Genomic DNA, 17,883 nt, shown 5'->3' on the forward strand with positions numbered 1-17,883 from the left:
CAAAGGCCTTGCGATTTGGCGATTTTGCTGCGTTATCTCCTGGCGCAATGTAAACCGGCCTGGCTTTTTGGCCAGGCCATTCTGCAGTTGTTATGAAGGAATAAGAAGATGGCGACTGGAACCGTGAAGTGGTTCAACAGCACCAAGGGCTTCGGCTTCATCCAGCCCGATGGCGGCGGTCAGGACGTGTTCGTCCACATTTCGGCTGTCGAGCGTGCCGGTCTTTCGACCCTCGTCGATGGTCAGAAGATCAAATATGAAATCGAGCAGGACCGCCGCACCGGCAAGTCTTCAGCTGGCAGTCTGAGCAAGGCAGGCTGACTGTCTTGCGCGCCGGGCAAACGTGACGGAGCCAGAGGCCAGGGCAGCTTTTTCTCAGCCTTCACGAATTACAGGCCAAGCCAGACAATTTGCAAGGAAAGGCGGGGTGTTTCCCGCCTTTCTCAAAATACCGGCCGGAAGGTGCGTCTGAAGCCGCCGTTCGCCACCTGCCTCATCCAAAGCCTGGTGGTTTATCCCACACGCCGACAAGCTGATGCCCGTGGTGAGAATACCGGCGAAAAGTTCGGAGAGGCGGCCCGCAGCTATCTGGCCCCGCGCCACCGAGACTCGCACAGCGCCTACAGGCTGACACTCACACCGTCGGCCGTCGCCAGCAGTCTGCTGCCGACGGCTCCTTGTCATTGATTCCACATAGGCGCGCAGCAGTTCGTTTGGGTCAGCGGCCCCCGGCCGCAGCACTATCCTCGATGGCGGCTGGCACCTTTTGTGGCGCCGCTCCAGCCGGCGGATCGTCCTCGGTCCTCAAGTCCAACTGCCCCCAGATCGACGTCTTCCGTGGGCCGGATTTCGGCTTCCGTGAGGGTTTGACCTCGATGATGAACGGTTTTGTCTGCTTGCGCATTGATCCTCCAGCCGATTCGCGGCGCAACGATACTTCGCTTATCGGCAAAGGCAACTGTCCCGGGCATTGGGAAGTGCTCAGGAGACATACCCAGCAAGGTCCGGTGGCTCAGGTGCCGCGACCCTATTGCCCGGTGTGTATATCCGCGAATGCGGAGCGCCCGGCGAGAGCCGCCAATCACATTGCCATTCCTTTTGGAGGACATTGACTTTTTTATTCACAAGGCCGCTTCGTGGTAAAAAAGATCTCCCTCGATATAAACAACGCGCTCTGCCGTCACTTTGCGGCGCGGCGCCAATGCCAACGACATGCCTATGTGATTTTCGTCCCGCCAATCCCTGTGAATGTCATTCGGGCTTGGCGACGCAAGGATCCGGGCGGTGTTGTCAATCGGATGGCACCAAGTTTTCGCGAGCGCCGGCTGCGCAAGCAGTAGCGACAACGCCGCAAGCACAAGTTGGCGATGGAGCCTGAGCATCGTGCCGGGCCATCGCCCGATATTGAAAGGCGACAGTTGCCTTCTTCTAAGCTCGTGCCTTTCGCTTGTCAGGCGCCTTCGCAGCAACCTTGCGGCCGAGACCGCTCGCTTTCGCCAATTGCGATCGCGAGGCCGAAGAGTTCGGGGCGACCATCGGATAGTCGGCGGGCAGGCCCCATTTGGATCGGTATTCGTCCGGTGTCAGCCCATAATGGACGTTTAGATGGCGCTTCAGCGATTTGAACTTCTTCCCGTCCTCCAGGCAAATGATGTGGTCCGGGAACACCGACCGCTTCGGGTTGACTGCGGGAGCCTGCGCCGGCTTCTCGGGTTCGGCGGGCTGTCCGAGTTTCGACAGCGATTGATTCACGCTGTGAATAAGATCCGGCAGAGAGGAAATCGGCGGCGCGTTCTTGCTGACGTAAGCGGAAACAATGTCAGTTGTTTCAGCCCGAGCATGTTAGTCATGTCCTCAGCCAAAGCAGGTTCTCCTTTCGAAACATTCATCTTTCTAACTTCCAAACACAATCAACGGGAAAATAGCATGTTCATCCGTAACTCAACGCGTCAGCGGTGACTGCAGGATTCCACATAGTGGATTTGCCGACGGGACTTTCGGAACACCGGCAAGCGTCGCTGCATTTCCCCAGGGTAATCTACCAATCAGGTGATTCGCGCGGCTCGCCGTTCGGCCAATACGGCCCGAAACGTCTCCGGATCCAACGGAAGCAACATCTCCACTTCACTAGAGTAATATCAGCGCCAGCGGTTAGCTACACGCGACAGCGAAGCTGGTGTTCCATCGTGCGGACCAGCATTACAATTGGCGCCCATCAAGACGGGGCCTGTCTGATGGCGTCCCGCCATGTCGGCGCTACCCAGCCGCTCGCCGATTGCGGGGACTGCTACGGCCGAGCCGGTCCCTGAATATGATTGATCGACGCGGTTGGCGGCGAACCCATCGGGCCGCACCCGCTGTCGCGGTTCGGATCGCGGCGGCAATAGCTTACATGAAACAAAAGGGCCGCCCGAAGGCGGCAAAATCGGGAGTGCCCGAATCTGCAATGGGATTGACGATCCAGGACGGGCCAAGCTTACCCCACGTCAGCGCAATTGCAATCGGTGCGTCGCCAGCCTTCCTGTTTACGGAATATTAGGCCTGTTTTCGCATCATCGATCCGGGCGGCTGAGTAGTGCGTTCCGCCCGCACCCCATTTCAGTCATGGGGCTGCCAAGCCGCCGGGGCGGTTTACTGCTTCGCAGAAGCGCCGTTTTTCGACCGATCTGTGACGCCAAGACCTTTCAGTGATCTCAGTGATCTCGGTCTTGAGCTGACCGGCAGCTACGGGCTCGCCGAACGATGGCCACTGCTGGGCGCTGCGGTCGCCTCGGCGGCAATAGGACAGCCGGCCAAATCATCATACCGGCTGTCTGCAATCGCCTCACGAGCGTCTTGACTCTCCTATGCCAGGAGCCTATCCCCCGCGGTGTTAGCACTCGCCATTGATGAGTGCTAACTAATGTCCGGAACCGCCGGGCGTACTGGTTTGTCCGGCTTCGCCGGATAGAGGGACAGTTCTCACCGTTCTCATCGAGGAAGAAAAAATGGCAAAGTCGAAGTTCCGCCCGCTTCATGACCGCGTGGTCGTTCGCCGGGTCGAATCCGAATCCAAGACCGCCGGCGGGATCATCATCCCGGATACGGCGAAGGAAAAGCCGCAGGAAGGCGAGATCATCGCCGTCGGTTCCGGCGCCCGCGACGAAGCCGGCAAGCTCGTGCCCCTGGACGTCAAGGCTGGCGACCGCATCCTGTTCGGCAAGTGGTCGGGCACTGAAGTCAAGCTCAATGGCGAAGACCTTCTGATCATGAAGGAATCCGACATCATGGGCATCATCGGCTGAATATCGGCCTCTCTTTCACCTGAATCTTCATCTTCGGGCTCTCTGCGAGCCCCTGCCAGGAGCTAAACATGGCTGCCAAGGACGTAAAATTCTCCCGTGATGCCCGCGAGCGCATGCTGCGCGGCGTCAACATCCTCGCCGACGCGGTGAAGGTCACGCTCGGCCCCAAGGGCCGCAACGTCGTCATCGACAAGTCGTTCGGCGCCCCGCGCATCACCAAGGACGGCGTCACCGTCGCCAAGGAAATCGAGCTCGAGGACAAGTTCGAAAACATGGGCGCGCAGATGGTCCGCGAAGTTGCTTCGAAGACCAACGACATCGCCGGCGACGGCACCACGACCGCGACCGTTCTGGCGCAGTCGATCGTCCAGGAAGGCCACAAGGCGGTTGCCGCCGGCATGAACCCGATGGACCTGAAGCGCGGCATCGATCTCGCCGTCACCGAAGTCGTCGCCCACCTCACCAAGAACGCCAAGAAGATCAAGACCTCCGAGGAAGTCGCCCAGGTCGGCACCATCGCCGGCAATGGCGACGAGTCGGTCGGCAAGATGATCGCCGAAGCGATGCAGAAGGTCGGCAACGAGGGCGTCATCACCGTCGAGGAAGCCAAGACCGCCGAGACCGAACTCGAAGTCGTCGAAGGCATGCAGTTCGACCGCGGCTATCTCTCGCCCTACTTCGTCACCAACGCCGAAAAGATGGTTGCGGATCTGGAAGACGCCTACATCCTGCTGCACGAGAAGAAGCTGTCCAACCTTCAGGCCATGCTGCCGGTTCTCGAAGCCGTCGTGCAGACCTCGAAGCCGCTGGTCATCATTTCGGAAGACGTCGAAGGCGAGGCCCTGGCCACGCTGGTCGTCAACAAGCTGCGTGGCGGCCTGAAGATCGCCGCCGTCAAGGCGCCGGGCTTCGGTGATCGCCGCAAGGCCATGCTGGAAGACATCGCCATCCTCACCGGTGGCCAGGTCATCTCGGAAGACCTCGGCATCAAGCTCGAGAACGTCGGCCTCAACATGCTCGGCCGCGCCAAGAAGGTGTCGATCTCCAAGGAGAACACCACCATCGTCGACGGTGCCGGCAAGAAGGCCGAGATCCAGGGCCGCGTCGCCCAGATCAAGCAGCAGATCGAGGAGACCACCTCGGACTACGACAAGGAGAAGCTGCAGGAACGTCTCGCGAAGCTCGCGGGCGGCGTTGCGGTGATCCGCGTCGGCGGTGCGACGGAAGTCGAAGTCAAGGAAAAGAAGGACCGCGTCGATGACGCCCTCAACGCGACCCGCGCGGCCGTGGAAGAAGGCATCGTTGCTGGCGGCGGCGTCGCCCTGCTGCGCGCTTCGCTGAGCATCAAGGCGGTCGGCGCCAACTCCGACCAGACCGCTGGCATCGCCATCGTGCGCCGTGCGCTGCAGGCTCCGGCCCGCCAGATCGCGGCCAACGCCGGAGCTGAAGCCTCGATCGTTGCCGGCAAGATCCTCGAGAACAAGGACGCGACCTTCGGCTACAACGCCCAGACCAGCGAATACGGCGACATGATCGCCATGGGTATCGTCGATCCGATGAAGGTCGTGCGCACCGCTCTCCAGGACGCGGCCTCGGTCGCCGGCCTGCTCGTCACCACCGAAGCCATGATCGCGGAGGCTCCGAAGAAGGAGTCGGCTGGCGGCGGCATGCCTGGCGGCATGGGCGGCGGCGGCATGGGCGGCATGGGTGGCATGGGTGGCATGGACTTCTAATTGACGAATGTTCCCGAAAAGTTGCAGACTTTTCGGATAAGATCATTCGCAATGAGAACTCCATAAAGCACGCCATCAACTGACAATGCTCAACCCGCAAGCGGGTTTGAGGGGCAGCCTGGATTTCTAATCGAACCCATTCAGCCTTCAGATACGAAAAAGGGCGGCAGCGATGCCGCCCTTTTTCGTTCTGCAAGGCCCATGCCGCGCGATGCTTGCGTCGAGCGCCCCTGTCAGCCAGCGCCAGCTGGCACCGAAGCGTGACGAAATGCGCCGAACACGCCGTGAATGACGAAACCGAGAGCGGATTTCCTTCATGCAGGATTTCTGCCCACGCGACCGCGCTCCAAGGCGCCTCAACTGATCGAACCAGACCTTGTCCGTAACACCGACGAAGAGACGGGCCATGGCCTAACCTCTCAGCTCCGCCCTGTTCTGAAGCGCCGACCCCTGGCACTCCACATGGCCAGCTCCGCAGTCTGCGAACCAACCACTGCGGAGCACAATTCCATGTCGTCGCCCTCGCCCCGCTCCGTTCACTTCGACGTCCCTACGCATCCCACTTCTGTCATTTCGCGAGCGCCCGCTCGAGATCTGATAGCAGCTTTTCGCGCCGGCCCTTGGAAAGTTTGGCCAAGTTGTCGACCTTCCAGCGCACTGCCGGCAGTTCCGCGGCTCCGGGCACACCAAACAAGCTCCAGTCAGGTTCGCCGGCCTTGAAGGATAGGAGAAGACGCCGGTGCTCGGCAGGCATCTTGCCAACGACCTCGGCGATTAGAGCTTCACGAGCATCGTACAACGCTTCCAGGGTCACGGGCTCTTCCGTCATGCCAGCAAATCCAGCGTCAAACTCCCGGCGCAGGTCTTTGCGCGTCGGCGCCAAAACCTCCGCCAGCGGCCTGTTGTGGCTCAGCATGTACACAATGAAGGCGCGCCGCAGCTCATCGGACACGCCCTCATTCGCGAGCAGATCCCTGACGTCAAACAGATCTCGCGGATGCTGCCGATCCAAGGCCGCGACTATCTTGCCGGCATAGAGGTCCGGGAAGGACACAACAGGCACCTCGGCATAGCCGAAGAGCTCTTCAACTCGGTCGCAAACCGCCCGCGTTTCGGGCGCGTAAACGCAGCCACGAATGACAGGCGTCACCTCGATCTTGATCTGTACACTGTCGGAGGCAATCAGCACCTTTGTGGCAGCGCCATCACTGTGCAGCGGCACTACCTGGGTGCGGCTACGCGGCACATTCTTCCCTATTCGAGCAGCAATGCGTCGTATCGCAGCGTCGATATTGGCGAGGGAAGTCGCGCGATCCTCGACCGGCAGATAGGCCAGATCGATATCGACCGACAGGCGCGGAAGGTTTCTGACGAAGAGATTAATGGCCGTGCCACCCTTCAATGCAAAGACAGCCTCCTCAGCAACGAGTGGCAGGACCCGAACGAGGAGGCTGACTTGCGCGCGGTAAGCCTCAGACGCCGGCATCGAGTGTCTCCGGCACAGTGATCTGATACTTGCTGTCCAGCCGACCCCCGACCACGATCTGGCGCTTGCCACGACCAAGGTCGATACGTTTGAGATCGAGCCGGCCGAACCACGGATGGGCGTGCCGCTCGGCGAACCAGAGAAACAGTCTCTTCACCTTCACGGAGCCGCATGCTTCCAGCACTGCCTGAACCCGCTTCGGGCTCAGAGTGCGAACCGACTCCATTAGAACGTCCGCTTGATGGAAGGTCTCCCGGAATGGGAGAAGGTCAAGAAGCTCGCAAAGTGCTCGCTCCGGCGCGGAGACATCGAGCTCCCATCCCCAATGTCCCCATACAATGCGCGTCCTTCCAGGTGCGTCGGCATCGAAGAGCTTGTCTGCCTTGTGTTCGACGAACTGAGCGTCGGTCTGTATCCGCTGGACCCAGCCAGGCAGGCTGCCATAGGCATAGAGGTGGATTTTAGGCTTGCCCGAAAAGCGGTGGTAGTGGGTCAGGCCCTGCAGTTCGAGGGCGCTGCGGCCGCCGACATGCACGGCTTTGTCGAGAAGTCGCTGGAGCGAGATCATCACGCGCTGCCAGGCCATGGTCTGCTCGACGTTGCCGATCGGTCGCTGATAGACGCCGCGGACGACACCTTCGAGCCAACCCTGCGCCACGTATTTTTCACGCCACTGCCGACGGTAGCCGTATTCATCCAGCCAAGCAGTATCGACCACTAGCCCCTCGGGGAGCAGGCGATGAAGCTGGTTTATTTTTTCGTTTTTTCGACCTATCATTGGTAGGGGAAAATAACACGAGTCCAAACCGCCAGGCAAGTTCGGAGGTTCGTATTTTCGACCCATCAACGGTAGGCATAAAGGCGCAATATTCAAACCACCAGGGCAAAACGCATCTGGAGGAGGAAATGCCGACCTTTGAACATGATGCGATCCAGCAAAGACGGAGACGACCTATTGACGCGACCGGCCTGTCGTTCCACCGCCTTAAAGCTCATCGGCGGCCAGGTCGCTGATTGGAGGGGAGCCCAGCCACTGAAACGTCTGCCACACACCCGGATCCTGCAGGCCGACAAGCGTTATGATTCGGACGCGACCCGCCGCCTGATCGAAGCCCCGCGGCCATCGCGCCAAAGGCGGCCGGCGATGGCAGAACTGCCTCTCGCCTGTCCTCTACCACGACCGAAACGCCGTCGAACGCATGTTCTGCCGGCTCATTGCGATACGATGCGAGCCTCTTGCCGTCAAATTACCCAGCGGCGGTCTGCACCGCTGCGATCGTCGGCCTTGGTTATGAGTCCGGGCCCTGGATCTAGGCCCTGAAACCCGTCTGAACCTATCAGGGGAGTGAATGACGACCATAATTACAATCAATTTTACCTCTGTCGCGCTATGGCGAAGCTTGCTCGGCGATCCCAACGTTCCGAGGAACGGCAGGCGCGGCCAGCGGCGGAATGGTGTTGATCTGTTTGGCGTACGCTATGGCGATCCGTCGCATCATGTTGGAATTCAGTGCAAGCTCAGGGCGATGGACAAGTTCTCACGGAGGATGAGGTCCGCGACGGCATTCGCAAGCCACGTGGGGGTTGTCGGGACACCCTTTCTGCCCCTTTCGCACGTTTTGCATCTTGAATGTCAGAAAAAGATAGCCTATTTTCTGACGCATGAAAACGGCCATGACATCAGTTCCCGATCGGGTCATGCGCCGCGCCCGCGCCGGCGGGCGTGGCGGTGTTTTCACGCCCAGCGACTTCCTCGACGTCGCGGGGCGCGCTGCTCTCGATCAGGCCCTCTCCCGCTTGGTCAAGAGTGGAAAGCTGCGCCGCCTGGCGCGTGGCCTCTATGACTATCCGAAGGTCCATCCGAAGCTGGGCCAGCTTTCACCGGCTCCCGACGATGTCGCGCGTGCGCTCGCGCGGGAGACTGGTTCAAAGGCGCAGATCGCCGGCGCGCACGCCGCCAATGCGCTCGGCCTCTCGACGCAGGTTCCCGCAAAGAGCCTTTATTTGACGGACGGGCCCTCGCGCCGGATCGTGCTGGGTAAGCGCGTGGTCGATTTGCGTCACGCTTCGCCCAAGCATCTGATCGCACCGGGCAGTCCTGCCGGAACAGTCGTCCAAGCACTTCGCCACGTCGGGCCGGTGCGGGCCGCCGATGTGGCTCAGCTCGCCGCGCGCCGGCTGTCGGCCAGCGACAAGAGGCTACTCGCGTCCAACGCAGTTCAGGCTCCCGCCTGGATGCGTCCGACACTGATCTCGATCGGCAACACAGCGTCGAACGCAGCGAATGGATAAGGTCGCCCTTCTACCGCCGAGTGATCGGGCAGCGCTTTTTGGCGAAACTGGTGCCGGGCGCGGCGTCGCCAACACGATCATCGAGAAGGACTTCTGGGTCTGCTGGACCTTGAAACGATTGTTCGGTCTTCCGGAGGACGCCGCAGCCAGCCTAGTCTTCAAAGGCGGAACGTCCCTGTCCAAGGCCTTTGGCATCATCCGCCGTTTCTCCGAGGACATCGATTTGTCCTTCGACCGGGCCGATCTCGGCTACACAGGTGATCGCGATCCAGAAAAGGAGGGCATCAGCCGGAAGAAATCAGGTCAACTCATCGACGACCTGGTGGGAGATGTTGAGAAGCATATAGCCGACAAGCTGCTTCTTGCCCTTCGTTCCGCGATCGTCCAAGAACTCGGCGAACCGCAGCACGACGAGTGGTCGTTAGCGATCGATGAAGCCGACGCGCAGACACTGAACTTCCACTACCCAGTAGTGCTTCCGACGGCCGAGTATCAAGGCATGGCGTACATCACGCCACGGGTTAAGCTTGAGCTCGGCGCCCGCGGCGATCCATGGCCCGCCGAGAAGAAGGTCATTCGCCCCTACGCGGCCGACGATTTTCCCGATTTCTTCGAACATCCGGATACGACCGTCACGGTCCTGTCTGGATGGCGCACCTTCTGGGAAAAAGCCACTGCCTTGCACGCGGAAGCCCATCGTCCGGCAGAGTGGGCGACCCCGCAATATTTCTCGCGCCACTACTATGACCTCGCCATGATGCTCGACTCCGACGAGGGCAAGGCTGCCGCCGCTGATCTCGAGCTGCTGGCAACCGTGGCAAAGCAGAAGGCGACATTCTTTCGCTCGGGCTGGGCCAATTACGATACGGCGCGCCCAGGCACTTTGCGGCTGATGCCAAGCGAAGCCCGGATCAACCGTCTCAGAGCGGATTATCGGGCAATGGCGCCGATGATGTTCGATGACACCTCGCCGTCATTCGACGACATTCTTTCCAGAATTGAGAAATTCCAGGGGACCATCAACAGGTAGGCGCACGATTTGCCGAGAACTCCAAACTGACTGTGCGCGAGAAACCATTCAGCCGACACGATCATCGCTGCCAACGAGCTCATCAGGCCTGGAGCGTCGCCTGTTAGCCGCAATATGGAAAACCGAAGACGAAGATCCTGCTAGCGTGGAATCTGCGCTCGCGGCCTTCCTCACGAGGCTTCTGCCCTGACTCGAAGACATCACCTGGAAAGCAAGCTATGTACAATCTTTTTGTCTCGGGATGGTCAGACCAGTGGAAAGGCGATCCCTGTGTGCTTGATGCCAGCCGCTGCGTCCGCCACCATGAATATACGGACGAGCAGATCGCCGATCAGTATGGCTCGCTCGACCAAGTGGCGCTGAAGGAGCTGAAGCGCCTGCCCTCTATCTTCGCCTACGAGGCTGGCTGTAAGCTCGACCCGAAATTTGGCCTCATTCGCGAGGTCACCGTGCGCCGCGGCCAGGTGCGGATCGAATACGAGATCATCCCGGTCGATCCGTTCCTCGCGGCGGCCGATTTCGATTCCCTTAGTTTTGAGCTGGACATCGGCAACTGGGAAATGAACCGCACCCATTGGGCAGTCAAGGACGTGAACCTGCCCAAGGAACTGCACGCCGCACGCGGCATCATGCTGCCGTCATGGACCCGGCAGGCAGGGCGGGCCGTGGACATTACCCGGCACAATTTCGATGTCGGCCTCTCCTTCCCCGGTGAGGCGCGTCGGCTGGTCGAAGAGGTCGCCCGCGAGCTTGAGGCGCGCATCGGCCCCAACGCCTATTTCTACGACAACAATTACGTGTCCCAGCTCGCGCGGCCCTCGCTCGACACCCTGCTCCAGGACATCTACCGCAACCGGTCCAAACTGATCGTCGTCTTCCTCGGTGAGGACTATCAGCGCAAGGATTGGTGCGGCGTCGAGTTCAGGGCCATCCGCGAGATCATCATGGCGCGCGAGGATCAGCGCGTCATGTTCGTGCGCGTCGACGACGGCGCCGTCGACGGCGTGTTCCGCACCGACGGCTATGTCGATGCGCGCCGCTTTTCGCCCGCCCAGATCGCCCAGTTCATCGCCGAACGCGCGGCCCTCATTGCCTAGCCGTCCAGCGCGGTTGCCGGCAGCGCGACGCAGCAGCGGTCGACTAGGACATGGCGGCGCTTGGGCGCGCCGGGATCGGTGAGCCGCGGCGTCGCCGAGATAATGGCCACCTTCCAGCCCGACAGTCCCGGCTGCGGCGCCTGCATGACGACCGACAATACGGAGCCCGCGACGCTCGAGCTCGGCCACGCACTTCAGAATGTCGTTGTAGAGATCGCGCCGCCCGCGATCCGATCGCCTGCGCAATCCGATCGAGCGCCTCGTCGCTGACCTTGTCACCGCGTTCGACACGTTCGAATGTGGACAGGGACACGCGCGCGAAGTCGGCCAGCGTCGTGGCCTTCCACTGCTTGAGATGCCGACCCCAGCGCATCATCATCGCGACGAGTTCGATGGCCGGGGCCGTGGGGACAGAGCTGGCTCCGCAAAATCGGACAGTGGCATAAGTGGATTTTCTGCCTGAGATTGGCGAGGATTCTCGCCGGGAATCCGGAGTTGAGATGACGAAGAGAAGCCGCCGGACGCATCACCGGCATTCAAGGCGAAGGTGGCGTTGGCCGCGGTAAAGGGGGAGAAGACGCTTTCGGAGCTGGCGCAGCAGTTCGACGTTCACCCGAACCAGATTACGACCTGGAAGACCCAATTGCTCGAAGGCGCCGCGGGCGTGTTCGGGCAGGACAAGGCGGGTTCGAGCGAGGCGCCGGTCGATTTGAAGGCGTTGCACGCCAAGATCGGTGAGCTGGCGCTGGAGAATGATTCTTTGTCCGGCGCGCTCAGCAAGGCCGGCCTGCTGAGCGCAAAGCGATGATCGACCGCGACCACACTCTGCCTGTGGTGCGTCAGGCGAAGGTGCTGAAGCTGGCCTGAGTAGTTCCATTCAGGATGGAACTGATCGCTTGTGATGTCGAGGCGCTTCATCTCGGCATTGCTGACCTTGACACCCTTCTGGTAGCTGCGCGTGTTGAGTGCGCTCTCGACTTTGAGACCGGCCTTTGTCGAGGTGGCGCCGATCAGTTCGACCACTGCTATGCGATCCGTGAGTGGCCGGCCGCGCCAGTTCTGCGTGATGTGGCAGAACAGCAAACAGCCGATGCTCGACCTTGTTCCACTTCGATGTGCCCGGCGGATAGAGGTGGACGCGGATCACCAGCCCCGTCTCGTCGGCAAGCCTTTGCAGCCCGACGTTCCAGAGCCGCACGCGCGCACCGTTCGAGCCAGCAACGGATCGACTGCACGGCGAACTCGGCCATATCGCTCGTGAGCCCGACGCTGACGAAGCCGGCGTTGGCGCTCACGTCGTCCTTGCCGAGCTTCTTGTCCTCGAAGTCGTGCACGTTCACGCGGTGCGGGTCGCCTTTCGGGCGATAATCGGTTCCGCCATTCTTGAAGTTGCCGACGAGCTCATTCTTCTTGGTTTCGACCGAGATGACGGGCTGGCCCGCCGCTTGCGCCGCGATGACCTTGGCGTTGATGTGCTCGAACTGGGCGTTGCAGTGGGGATGCTTGGAGCCTTCTTCCGCCTTGCGGTTGGACTGGCGCGAGAAACCGAGCTCGGTGAGCAGTTTGCGCACGCTGTTGGGGCTGATCGCGTGGCCCATGTCAACGAGCGCCGACGCCAGCTTGTCGCGGCTCTTCGACACCCACAGCAGCGGACGCTCCGGATCGCCCTGCGTCGCGGGGCTCGACGAGGCGCGCGAGGTCGGCGAGCAACGTCACATCACGCTCGCTCAGCGGCCGCGGGCCGCCGCCTTGCCGATCGACAAACCTATCCCCTTGGCCCAGCCAGAAGTACTCGTGTGGAAAGGCGATTACCGGTTTCGTTCAAAACAGAAGACCCCAGCTGCTGCCGGCAATGGCTCAACTCACGTCGTCAGCGCGGACCGCTGCATCCATTGTTTCGCCTTGAGCGGAGGAACGCTCCCTTCTAATCGCGTCACAGGATTCGGTGAAGGCGACGTCCAGTAGAAAACTGAGTGTTTCCAGCCCGTGGGAGGCCGCCATCTGGCGCAGTTCGTCGAGCCGGCATATGATAGAGCCAAGTACGTCCACGCAGTCTTTTGTTTGCTCCTGGCCCGTCACTCCCGCCTCGCCGGTTTAACTGTGTGGTCGTGCAGCTAGCAGGCTTGCGTCGACGGTCGGTGGAACTGGGGACGTGCTGGCGCAAGTTAGTCTGCGGCCAAAGGAGTTCCTGCGGTTCCGGTTCATGTCCTCTCCCTCAGTTCAGATGCCTGCTACAATTCCGGTTGGCTGGCATGTCCAGGCCAATGTCGAGGATGGGAGCGCTGTGGGTAAGCCAGCCGACCGAGATAAGGTCGACGCCGGTCGCCGCAATTGCCGAAGCCGTTTTCGGTGTCACCCGACCCGACGCCTCGGTGATAGCCCGGCCGCCGACCATCGCCACGGCCTGGCCAAGATCCTCGAGGGACATGTTATCGAGCAGTACGGCGTCGACGCTCGCCTGAAGCGCCATCTCGAGTTGGTCAAGCGTGTCGACCTCGACCTCGATCTTCACCATGTGGCCAATCGCGCCGCGCGCGCGCTCGATTGCGGTGCGGATGTCGCCGGCAACGGCGATGTGGTTGTCCTTGATGAGCACGGCGTCGTCGAGTGCGAAGCGGTGATTGGCGCCGCCGCCAGCGCGCACCGCATATTTTTCCAGAGCACGTAGGCCGGGTGTCGTCTTTCGTGTGCACACGATCTTTGCGTTATGACCGCGTACCGCATCCACCAGCGCGGCGGTAGCCGTCGCAATGCCGCTCAGCCTGGAGAGGAAATTGAGCGCCGTCCGCTCGGCCGTTAGCAGGCTGCGCGCCGGCCCGTTTACCATCGCGATGGTTTCTCCGGCCGACACTTTGCCACCCTCGGGACACCGCAACTGTATGCTGATCCCAGGATCGACCAGTAGGAAGGCAAACATGACCAGATCGAGCCCGGCAACAACGCCAGCCTGCCTGGCATTCAACGCAAACGTCGCCTTGCAATCGGCTGGGATGATTGCGTCGCTCGTAATGTCGCCAGCTCTGCCCAGATCTTCCAGGAGGGCACTGCGCACGATGGGTTCCATGATGATCTGGGGAAGCGGTGCAAGTGAAGTCATATCAACAGCTCCGTTCGGATGCTTGCCAGCTGAGCGCGACGGCATTCTCAAAGGCTGTGCAGAGCGTCAGTCGCGAGGGGAGGGCGGCAGCACCGCGCCCGGGGAAATCGGATCGGTGGTGCGAGCCGCGGCTCTCCTCACGTCGAAGCGCCGCAATCGAGATCAACATCGCCACTAGTCCCGGGTCGGCCGCCGCCGTCTCGCCAACGGCGATCGGCAGCAGAGCCGCCACGGCCTGGCGTAGCCCCTTGCCATTGCGGATGATACCAAGCGCATTCGAGACGACTTGGCGTAGGGGTGAAGGGTCAGGTCGCAAGGGACCGGCTGAAGGAAGCCTGGGCCACTGCCAGCCGGCGCAAGTGCCACCGACGCTTGCCGCTACCCACGCGGCTGTTGCGACCGCCTCGGCAAGCGAGTTGCTGGCCAGCCGGTTGGCGCCGTGCAGCCCGGTGCATGCAACTTCGCCGCATGCCCACAGGCCGGAGACGGAACTGCGCCCTTCAGCGTCAACGGCCACGCCACCCATGTGATAGTGCGCGGCCGGGCGTACCGGGATCGGCTCGATGGCGGGATCGATGCCGGCCTGCCGGCAAGCCGCGTCGATCGCCGGAAAGCGTCTGGCGAATTTCTGGCCGAGGCATTGCCGGGCGTCGAGATAGACACGACGTCCCACGGTGAGCTGACAGGAGATGGCCCGCGCGACCACGTCACGCGAGGCGAGCTCGGCGCCGGGCGTATTGGCAAGGAAGCGCTGACCGTGTTCGTCGACGAGCACTGCACCTTCGCCGCGTACGGCTTCGCTTACAAGCGGCATTGGTCGGCGGGGGCTGTCGAGGGCGGTCGGATGGAACTGCACGAATTCAAGATCGGCAAGCTCGGCGCCTGCGCAGGCAGCCAGCGCCAGACCATGCCCGAATGAGCCAAGTGGGTTCGTTGTATCGTTGAATAGGCCGCCGATGCCGCCGGTCGCAAGCACCACGCGTCGCGTCGGCAGTGCGAAGGTACCGCTATGTCGGGCCGCCAACACGCCCACAATGCCGCCCTCCGCAACCACGAGGCGAAGGGCTGTCACGCCTTCCAGGATCGTGATCGAACGTGTCCGCCGGATCGCGGCGAGGAGCGTGCGGAACAACTCGCGGCCGGTGGCGTCGCCGGCGGCGTGCACGATCCGGCGGCGCGAATGCGCCGCCTCGAGGCCGAGCCGCAGTTTCCCATCCAACGCACGGTTGAAAGGAGCACCCAGACGAATGAGATGGTCGATTGCGTTAGGTAGGGCCTCGACCACCCGCCTGGCCATCGTTTCGTCGCAAAGCCCATCGCCGGCGGCAAGCGTATCGGTGAGGTGCAGTTCGGGGCTGTCGTCTTCGCCGACGCTCGCCGCGAGCCCGCCCTGGGCCAGCGTGCTGGAGGCGTCCGTTCCAAGCGGGGTCGTGGAGAGAAGGACGACTGGTTGCGGCGCCAGATGAAGCGCCGTCACCAGGCCGGCAACGCCCGCGCCGATGATTACTGGCGCCCCGCCAATGTCACGCATCTCTTGCGTCATACGAAGAGCATGCGCTCCACAGCCCAACGGGCCCGCTCAGCAACATGGGGATCGATCGTGACGACGTGACGGTTTTCTTCGAGCGCGCTGCGGATGTTGGCGAGCGTGATGCGCTTCATGTGCGGGCACAGGTTGCAGGGGCGTACAAACTCGATTTCCGGATGTTCGACGGCAATGTTGTCACTCATCGAGCACTCCGTCATGAGCATCACACGCGCTGGCTTGTGCTGTCCGACGTAGTCCGACATCGCCGCCGTCGAGCCAGCGAAGTCTGCCTCCGCCACGACCTCCGGTGGACATTCAGGGTGAGCAAGCACCGTTACGCCGGGATAGGCCTCGCGCAGCTCTTGAATGTCGGACGCTGCGAAGCGCTCATGCACCTCGCACCGTCCCTTCCAGGCAATGATCTCGACTTTTGTCTGCGCGGCGATGTTTCTCGCCAGATATTCGTCGGGCAACATGATCACGCGAGGCGCGCCGAGCGACTTCACCACCGCCAGCGCATTCCCCGAGGTGCAGCAAATGTCGGACTCAGCCTTCACGGCGGCGGACGTATTTACATAGGTGACAACCGGAACTCCCGGATAACGCTCACGCATCAACCGCACGTCCCATGCCGTGATCGAGTCGGCCAGCGAGCAGCCGGCGCCGAGATCCGGGATGAGTACTGTCTTGTCGGGATTGAGCAGCTTGGCCGTCTCAGCCATGAAATGCACGCCTGCGAGCACGATGACTTGCGCCTCGACCGTCATTGCCTTGCGGGCGAGAGCCAGGCTGTCGCCGACGATGTCGGCCACGCAATGAAAGATCTCCGGCGTCTGATAGTTGTGGGCCAGGATGACGGCGTTGCGTTGGCGCTTCAGCCCCAGGATTGCGTCGATGTCGTCGCTGAAGGCCGACCATTCGATTGACGGAATCACGCGGCTGACGCGATCGTATAGGGAGGTGGCCGTAGGTAACGCCCGCGTCATCGGCGCCTCCAATTATAGTCAATCTGGTTATAAGGGGATATTTCTACACCGACTATAAGGATGTCAAGACCGCGCCAGCGGCAATTTTGTCCCAGCTATGACCGTCTCGTCGAGAATGGCATGACGGAAGCGATAAAGCTTGGCGGGCCGCCCGCCGGTTTCCGTGGTGGTCTCGCCTGTTTCCTCGACTAGCTCCTGCTGCTCGATCAGGCGGCGGAAATTCGGCTTGTTAACGAGCCTGCCGGCGAGCGCCTCCACGGTTCGCTGCAGCTGTAGAAGCGTGAAAACCGGCGCCATCAGCTCGAACACGACGGGCCTGTATTTGATTTTGGAGCGCAACCGCGCAATACCTGTTGCCAGGATGCGGCGATGATCGGCGACCATCGATCTGCCCGGCATCGGGGCGAGGGCACCCGCATGCTGCCCGCCGCGAGCCGCCTCTTCAATCAACGCAGCCTCATAGAGCAGCTCATAGCGTTGAAGAACGAGCTCCTCGTTCCAGCCCAGATCGTCGAAGCCGAAAGCGACTGCTGCCCGCCGCTGGCGCTCGCGACGCGCCTCGACCTCTGGCGCGCCTTGCGCCCATTCGATCAGACGGGGGCGCAGAACATCCAGCACCACCGGCGGCGTGCCGGAGCGATGGTCCTCCCACGGGAAGTAATCGTACCAGCTCCCCCAGCAGGGCTTGGCCGAGTCTCTGGCATATTCTTGCCGGGTGAGTGCGAGATAGCTGATCGAAATCACACGTTGCGGGTTTTCGGCGCCGATCCTGTCGCGGTCGGCGAATGTGTAGAGCTGCTCGATGTAACCAAGCGGCTGACCGGTTTGCTGTTCGACCCATGCCCGAAGGCCCGATTGCAGCGAGCGGTGATCGAACTCGAACGGGTCCGACGGAAGTGCATTGGCCTGCCCGATGGTGAGAACGGAAGGGTGCCCATCGGTGACCGCGACCACGACAGCGATCAGATCCGCCTTGACGTCGTTGGCCTTGCGTCCGGCGCGGGCTTTTCTGGTGTCTTTTGCGTCCATGTTCCCCAAAATGGTCGCAACCCCGCCGCGAAGGAACTCAATCGATTTAATCAATCTTTATCGTGCCTGCCGGAGCGTCAACACCACCAATTGCGTGATTTTAGCTCTTCCCAGCTGCACCAATGGGCTTCAAACACGACACCGGCCGGCGGTAACGTGAGGGAAGGCACCTTCGAGCGCGGTCGGGACGCAATGCCATCACACCTCCGGATATTCGTTCCCGCAGGCGCGGAACGCCACTGGTTGGCCTGCGGGCAGGGCGAGCGCGAAGCTGGTTGATTGCGCGCCGCGAGACATCGTTCTTGTCGGTGACAGCGTCGG

16 protein-coding genes and 5 pseudogenes are annotated in these 17,883 nt (G+C 61.6%); 10 read left to right on the top strand and 11 right to left on the bottom strand.

Going from position 1 to position 17,883, the window contains the following annotated elements; genetic code table 11:
- The first annotated feature begins 108 nt into the window (after positions 1-108).
- Complete coding sequence (locus tag ACFOJ9_RS03290) at positions 109-321, top strand: cold-shock protein (RefSeq protein WP_095090289.1); 213 nt, start codon at positions 109-111, stop codon at positions 319-321.
- Between the two features lie 397 nt (positions 322-718).
- Here the strand turns inward: ACFOJ9_RS03290 and ACFOJ9_RS03295 are convergent, their stop codons facing one another.
- Both ACFOJ9_RS03295 and ACFOJ9_RS03300 read right to left on the bottom strand, forming a co-directional pair.
- The gene (locus tag ACFOJ9_RS03295; RefSeq protein WP_095090288.1) at positions 719-904 is read right to left on the bottom strand and encodes a hypothetical protein; all 186 of its coding nucleotides are present in this window, start codon (positions 902-904) and stop codon (positions 719-721) included.
- 524 nt (positions 905-1,428) lie between these two features.
- Positions 1,429-1,827, bottom strand: a pseudogene (locus ACFOJ9_RS03300) (MucR family transcriptional regulator); the annotation flags it as partial.
- Between the two features lie 1,160 nt (positions 1,828-2,987).
- Between ACFOJ9_RS03300 and groES the strand changes: the two are divergent.
- On the top strand, positions 2,988-3,284 hold the full coding sequence (gene groES / locus ACFOJ9_RS03305; RefSeq protein WP_006203049.1) for a co-chaperone GroES: 297 nt from the start codon (positions 2,988-2,990) through the stop codon (positions 3,282-3,284).
- Between the two features lie 68 nt (positions 3,285-3,352).
- Positions 3,353-5,017, top strand: coding sequence for a chaperonin GroEL (groL, locus tag ACFOJ9_RS03310; protein WP_378976972.1), 1,665 nt, complete (start codon positions 3,353-3,355; stop codon positions 5,015-5,017).
- Positions 5,018-5,585: 568 nt separating this feature from the next.
- Here groL and ACFOJ9_RS03315 read toward each other — a convergent pair.
- Together ACFOJ9_RS03315 and ACFOJ9_RS03320 are read right to left on the bottom strand one after the other, a co-directional pair.
- Entirely contained in the window at positions 5,586-6,503 is a 918-nt protein-coding gene (locus ACFOJ9_RS03315; RefSeq protein WP_095090284.1) for a nucleotidyl transferase AbiEii/AbiGii toxin family protein, read from the bottom strand.
- Positions 6,490-7,281, bottom strand: coding sequence for a type IV toxin-antitoxin system AbiEi family antitoxin (locus ACFOJ9_RS03320; protein ID WP_095090283.1), 792 nt, complete (start codon positions 7,279-7,281; stop codon positions 6,490-6,492). Before ACFOJ9_RS03320 ends, ACFOJ9_RS03315 begins: the two co-directional genes overlap by 14 nt.
- A gap of 177 nt (positions 7,282-7,458) precedes the next feature.
- On the opposite strand from ACFOJ9_RS03320, the pseudogene ACFOJ9_RS03325 reads away from it, so the two are divergent.
- The 4 genes and pseudogenes from ACFOJ9_RS03325 to ACFOJ9_RS03340 all read left to right on the top strand — a co-directional run.
- A pseudogene (locus tag ACFOJ9_RS03325) lies at positions 7,459-7,817 on the top strand (IS5/IS1182 family transposase); the annotation flags it as partial.
- 348 nt (positions 7,818-8,165) lie between these two features.
- Complete coding sequence (locus ACFOJ9_RS03330; RefSeq protein ID WP_378926223.1) at positions 8,166-8,795, top strand: DUF6088 family protein; 630 nt, start codon at positions 8,166-8,168, stop codon at positions 8,793-8,795.
- 109 nt (positions 8,796-8,904) lie between these two features.
- Positions 8,905-9,825 carry a nucleotidyl transferase AbiEii/AbiGii toxin family protein gene (locus ACFOJ9_RS03335; RefSeq protein ID WP_378926221.1) on the top strand — a complete coding sequence of 307 codons (921 nt, stop codon included), beginning with the start codon at positions 8,905-8,907 and terminating at the stop codon, positions 9,823-9,825.
- A gap of 218 nt (positions 9,826-10,043) precedes the next feature.
- Positions 10,044-10,922 carry a toll/interleukin-1 receptor domain-containing protein gene (locus ACFOJ9_RS03340; RefSeq protein WP_378926219.1) on the top strand — a complete coding sequence of 293 codons (879 nt, stop codon included), beginning with the start codon at positions 10,044-10,046 and terminating at the stop codon, positions 10,920-10,922.
- Here the strand turns inward: ACFOJ9_RS03340 and ACFOJ9_RS03345 are convergent.
- Positions 10,919-11,080 (bottom strand): hypothetical protein, encoded by a 162-nt coding sequence (locus ACFOJ9_RS03345; RefSeq protein WP_378926217.1) that lies wholly within the window; start codon positions 11,078-11,080, stop codon positions 10,919-10,921. The genes ACFOJ9_RS03340 and ACFOJ9_RS03345 overlap by 4 nt on opposite strands.
- A 342-nt stretch (positions 11,081-11,422) precedes the next feature.
- Here ACFOJ9_RS03345 and ACFOJ9_RS03350 point away from each other — a divergent pair.
- Positions 11,423-11,786: pseudogene (locus ACFOJ9_RS03350) on the top strand (transposase); the annotation flags it as partial.
- A 60-nt stretch (positions 11,787-11,846) separates the two neighbouring features.
- On the opposite strand, the pseudogene ACFOJ9_RS03355 reads toward ACFOJ9_RS03350, so the two are convergent.
- Positions 11,847-11,945, bottom strand: a pseudogene (locus ACFOJ9_RS03355) (hypothetical protein); the annotation flags it as partial.
- Between the two features lie 97 nt (positions 11,946-12,042).
- A pseudogene (locus tag ACFOJ9_RS03360) lies at positions 12,043-12,562 on the bottom strand (ISAzo13-like element transposase-related protein); the annotation flags it as partial.
- Between ACFOJ9_RS03360 and ACFOJ9_RS03365 the strand changes: the two are divergent.
- Positions 12,519-12,887, top strand: a complete 369-nt coding sequence (locus tag ACFOJ9_RS03365; RefSeq protein ID WP_378924222.1) for a hypothetical protein — start codon at positions 12,519-12,521, stop codon at positions 12,885-12,887. The pseudogene ACFOJ9_RS03360 and the gene ACFOJ9_RS03365 overlap by 44 nt on opposite strands.
- A gap of 250 nt (positions 12,888-13,137) precedes the next feature.
- Here the strand turns inward: ACFOJ9_RS03365 and nadC are convergent, their stop codons facing one another.
- The 4 genes from nadC to ACFOJ9_RS03385 all read right to left on the bottom strand — a co-directional run bounded on the left by nadC (position 13,138) and on the right by ACFOJ9_RS03385 (position 17,562).
- Positions 13,138-14,019 (bottom strand): carboxylating nicotinate-nucleotide diphosphorylase, encoded by an 882-nt coding sequence (gene nadC, locus ACFOJ9_RS03370; RefSeq protein ID WP_095090266.1) that lies wholly within the window; start codon positions 14,017-14,019, stop codon positions 13,138-13,140.
- Position 14,020: 1 nt separating this feature from the next.
- Positions 14,021-15,562 carry an L-aspartate oxidase gene (locus ACFOJ9_RS03375; protein ID WP_378924220.1) on the bottom strand — a complete coding sequence of 514 codons (1,542 nt, stop codon included), beginning with the start codon at positions 15,560-15,562 and terminating at the stop codon, positions 14,021-14,023.
- Positions 15,559-16,533 (bottom strand): quinolinate synthase NadA, encoded by a 975-nt coding sequence (gene nadA / locus ACFOJ9_RS03380; RefSeq protein ID WP_095090264.1) that lies wholly within the window; start codon positions 16,531-16,533, stop codon positions 15,559-15,561. The genes ACFOJ9_RS03375 and nadA overlap by 4 nt, the downstream gene beginning before the upstream one ends.
- Before the next feature lie 63 nt (positions 16,534-16,596).
- A complete protein-coding gene (locus ACFOJ9_RS03385) occupies positions 16,597-17,562 on the bottom strand; it encodes an NUDIX hydrolase (protein WP_378924218.1) in 966 nt (321 codons plus the stop codon).
- On the opposite strand from ACFOJ9_RS03385, the gene ACFOJ9_RS03390 reads away from it, so the two are divergent.
- Entirely contained in the window at positions 17,464-17,841 is a 378-nt protein-coding gene (locus ACFOJ9_RS03390) for a hypothetical protein (protein WP_378988326.1), read from the top strand. The two genes, ACFOJ9_RS03385 and ACFOJ9_RS03390, sit on opposite strands and share 99 nt — an antisense overlap.
- Positions 17,842-17,883 lie beyond the last annotated feature (42 nt).

This window comes from Mesorhizobium cantuariense (assembly GCF_042647205.1).
In the GTDB taxonomy this organism is placed as follows: Bacteria; Pseudomonadota; Alphaproteobacteria; order Rhizobiales; family Rhizobiaceae; genus Mesorhizobium; species Mesorhizobium cantuariense.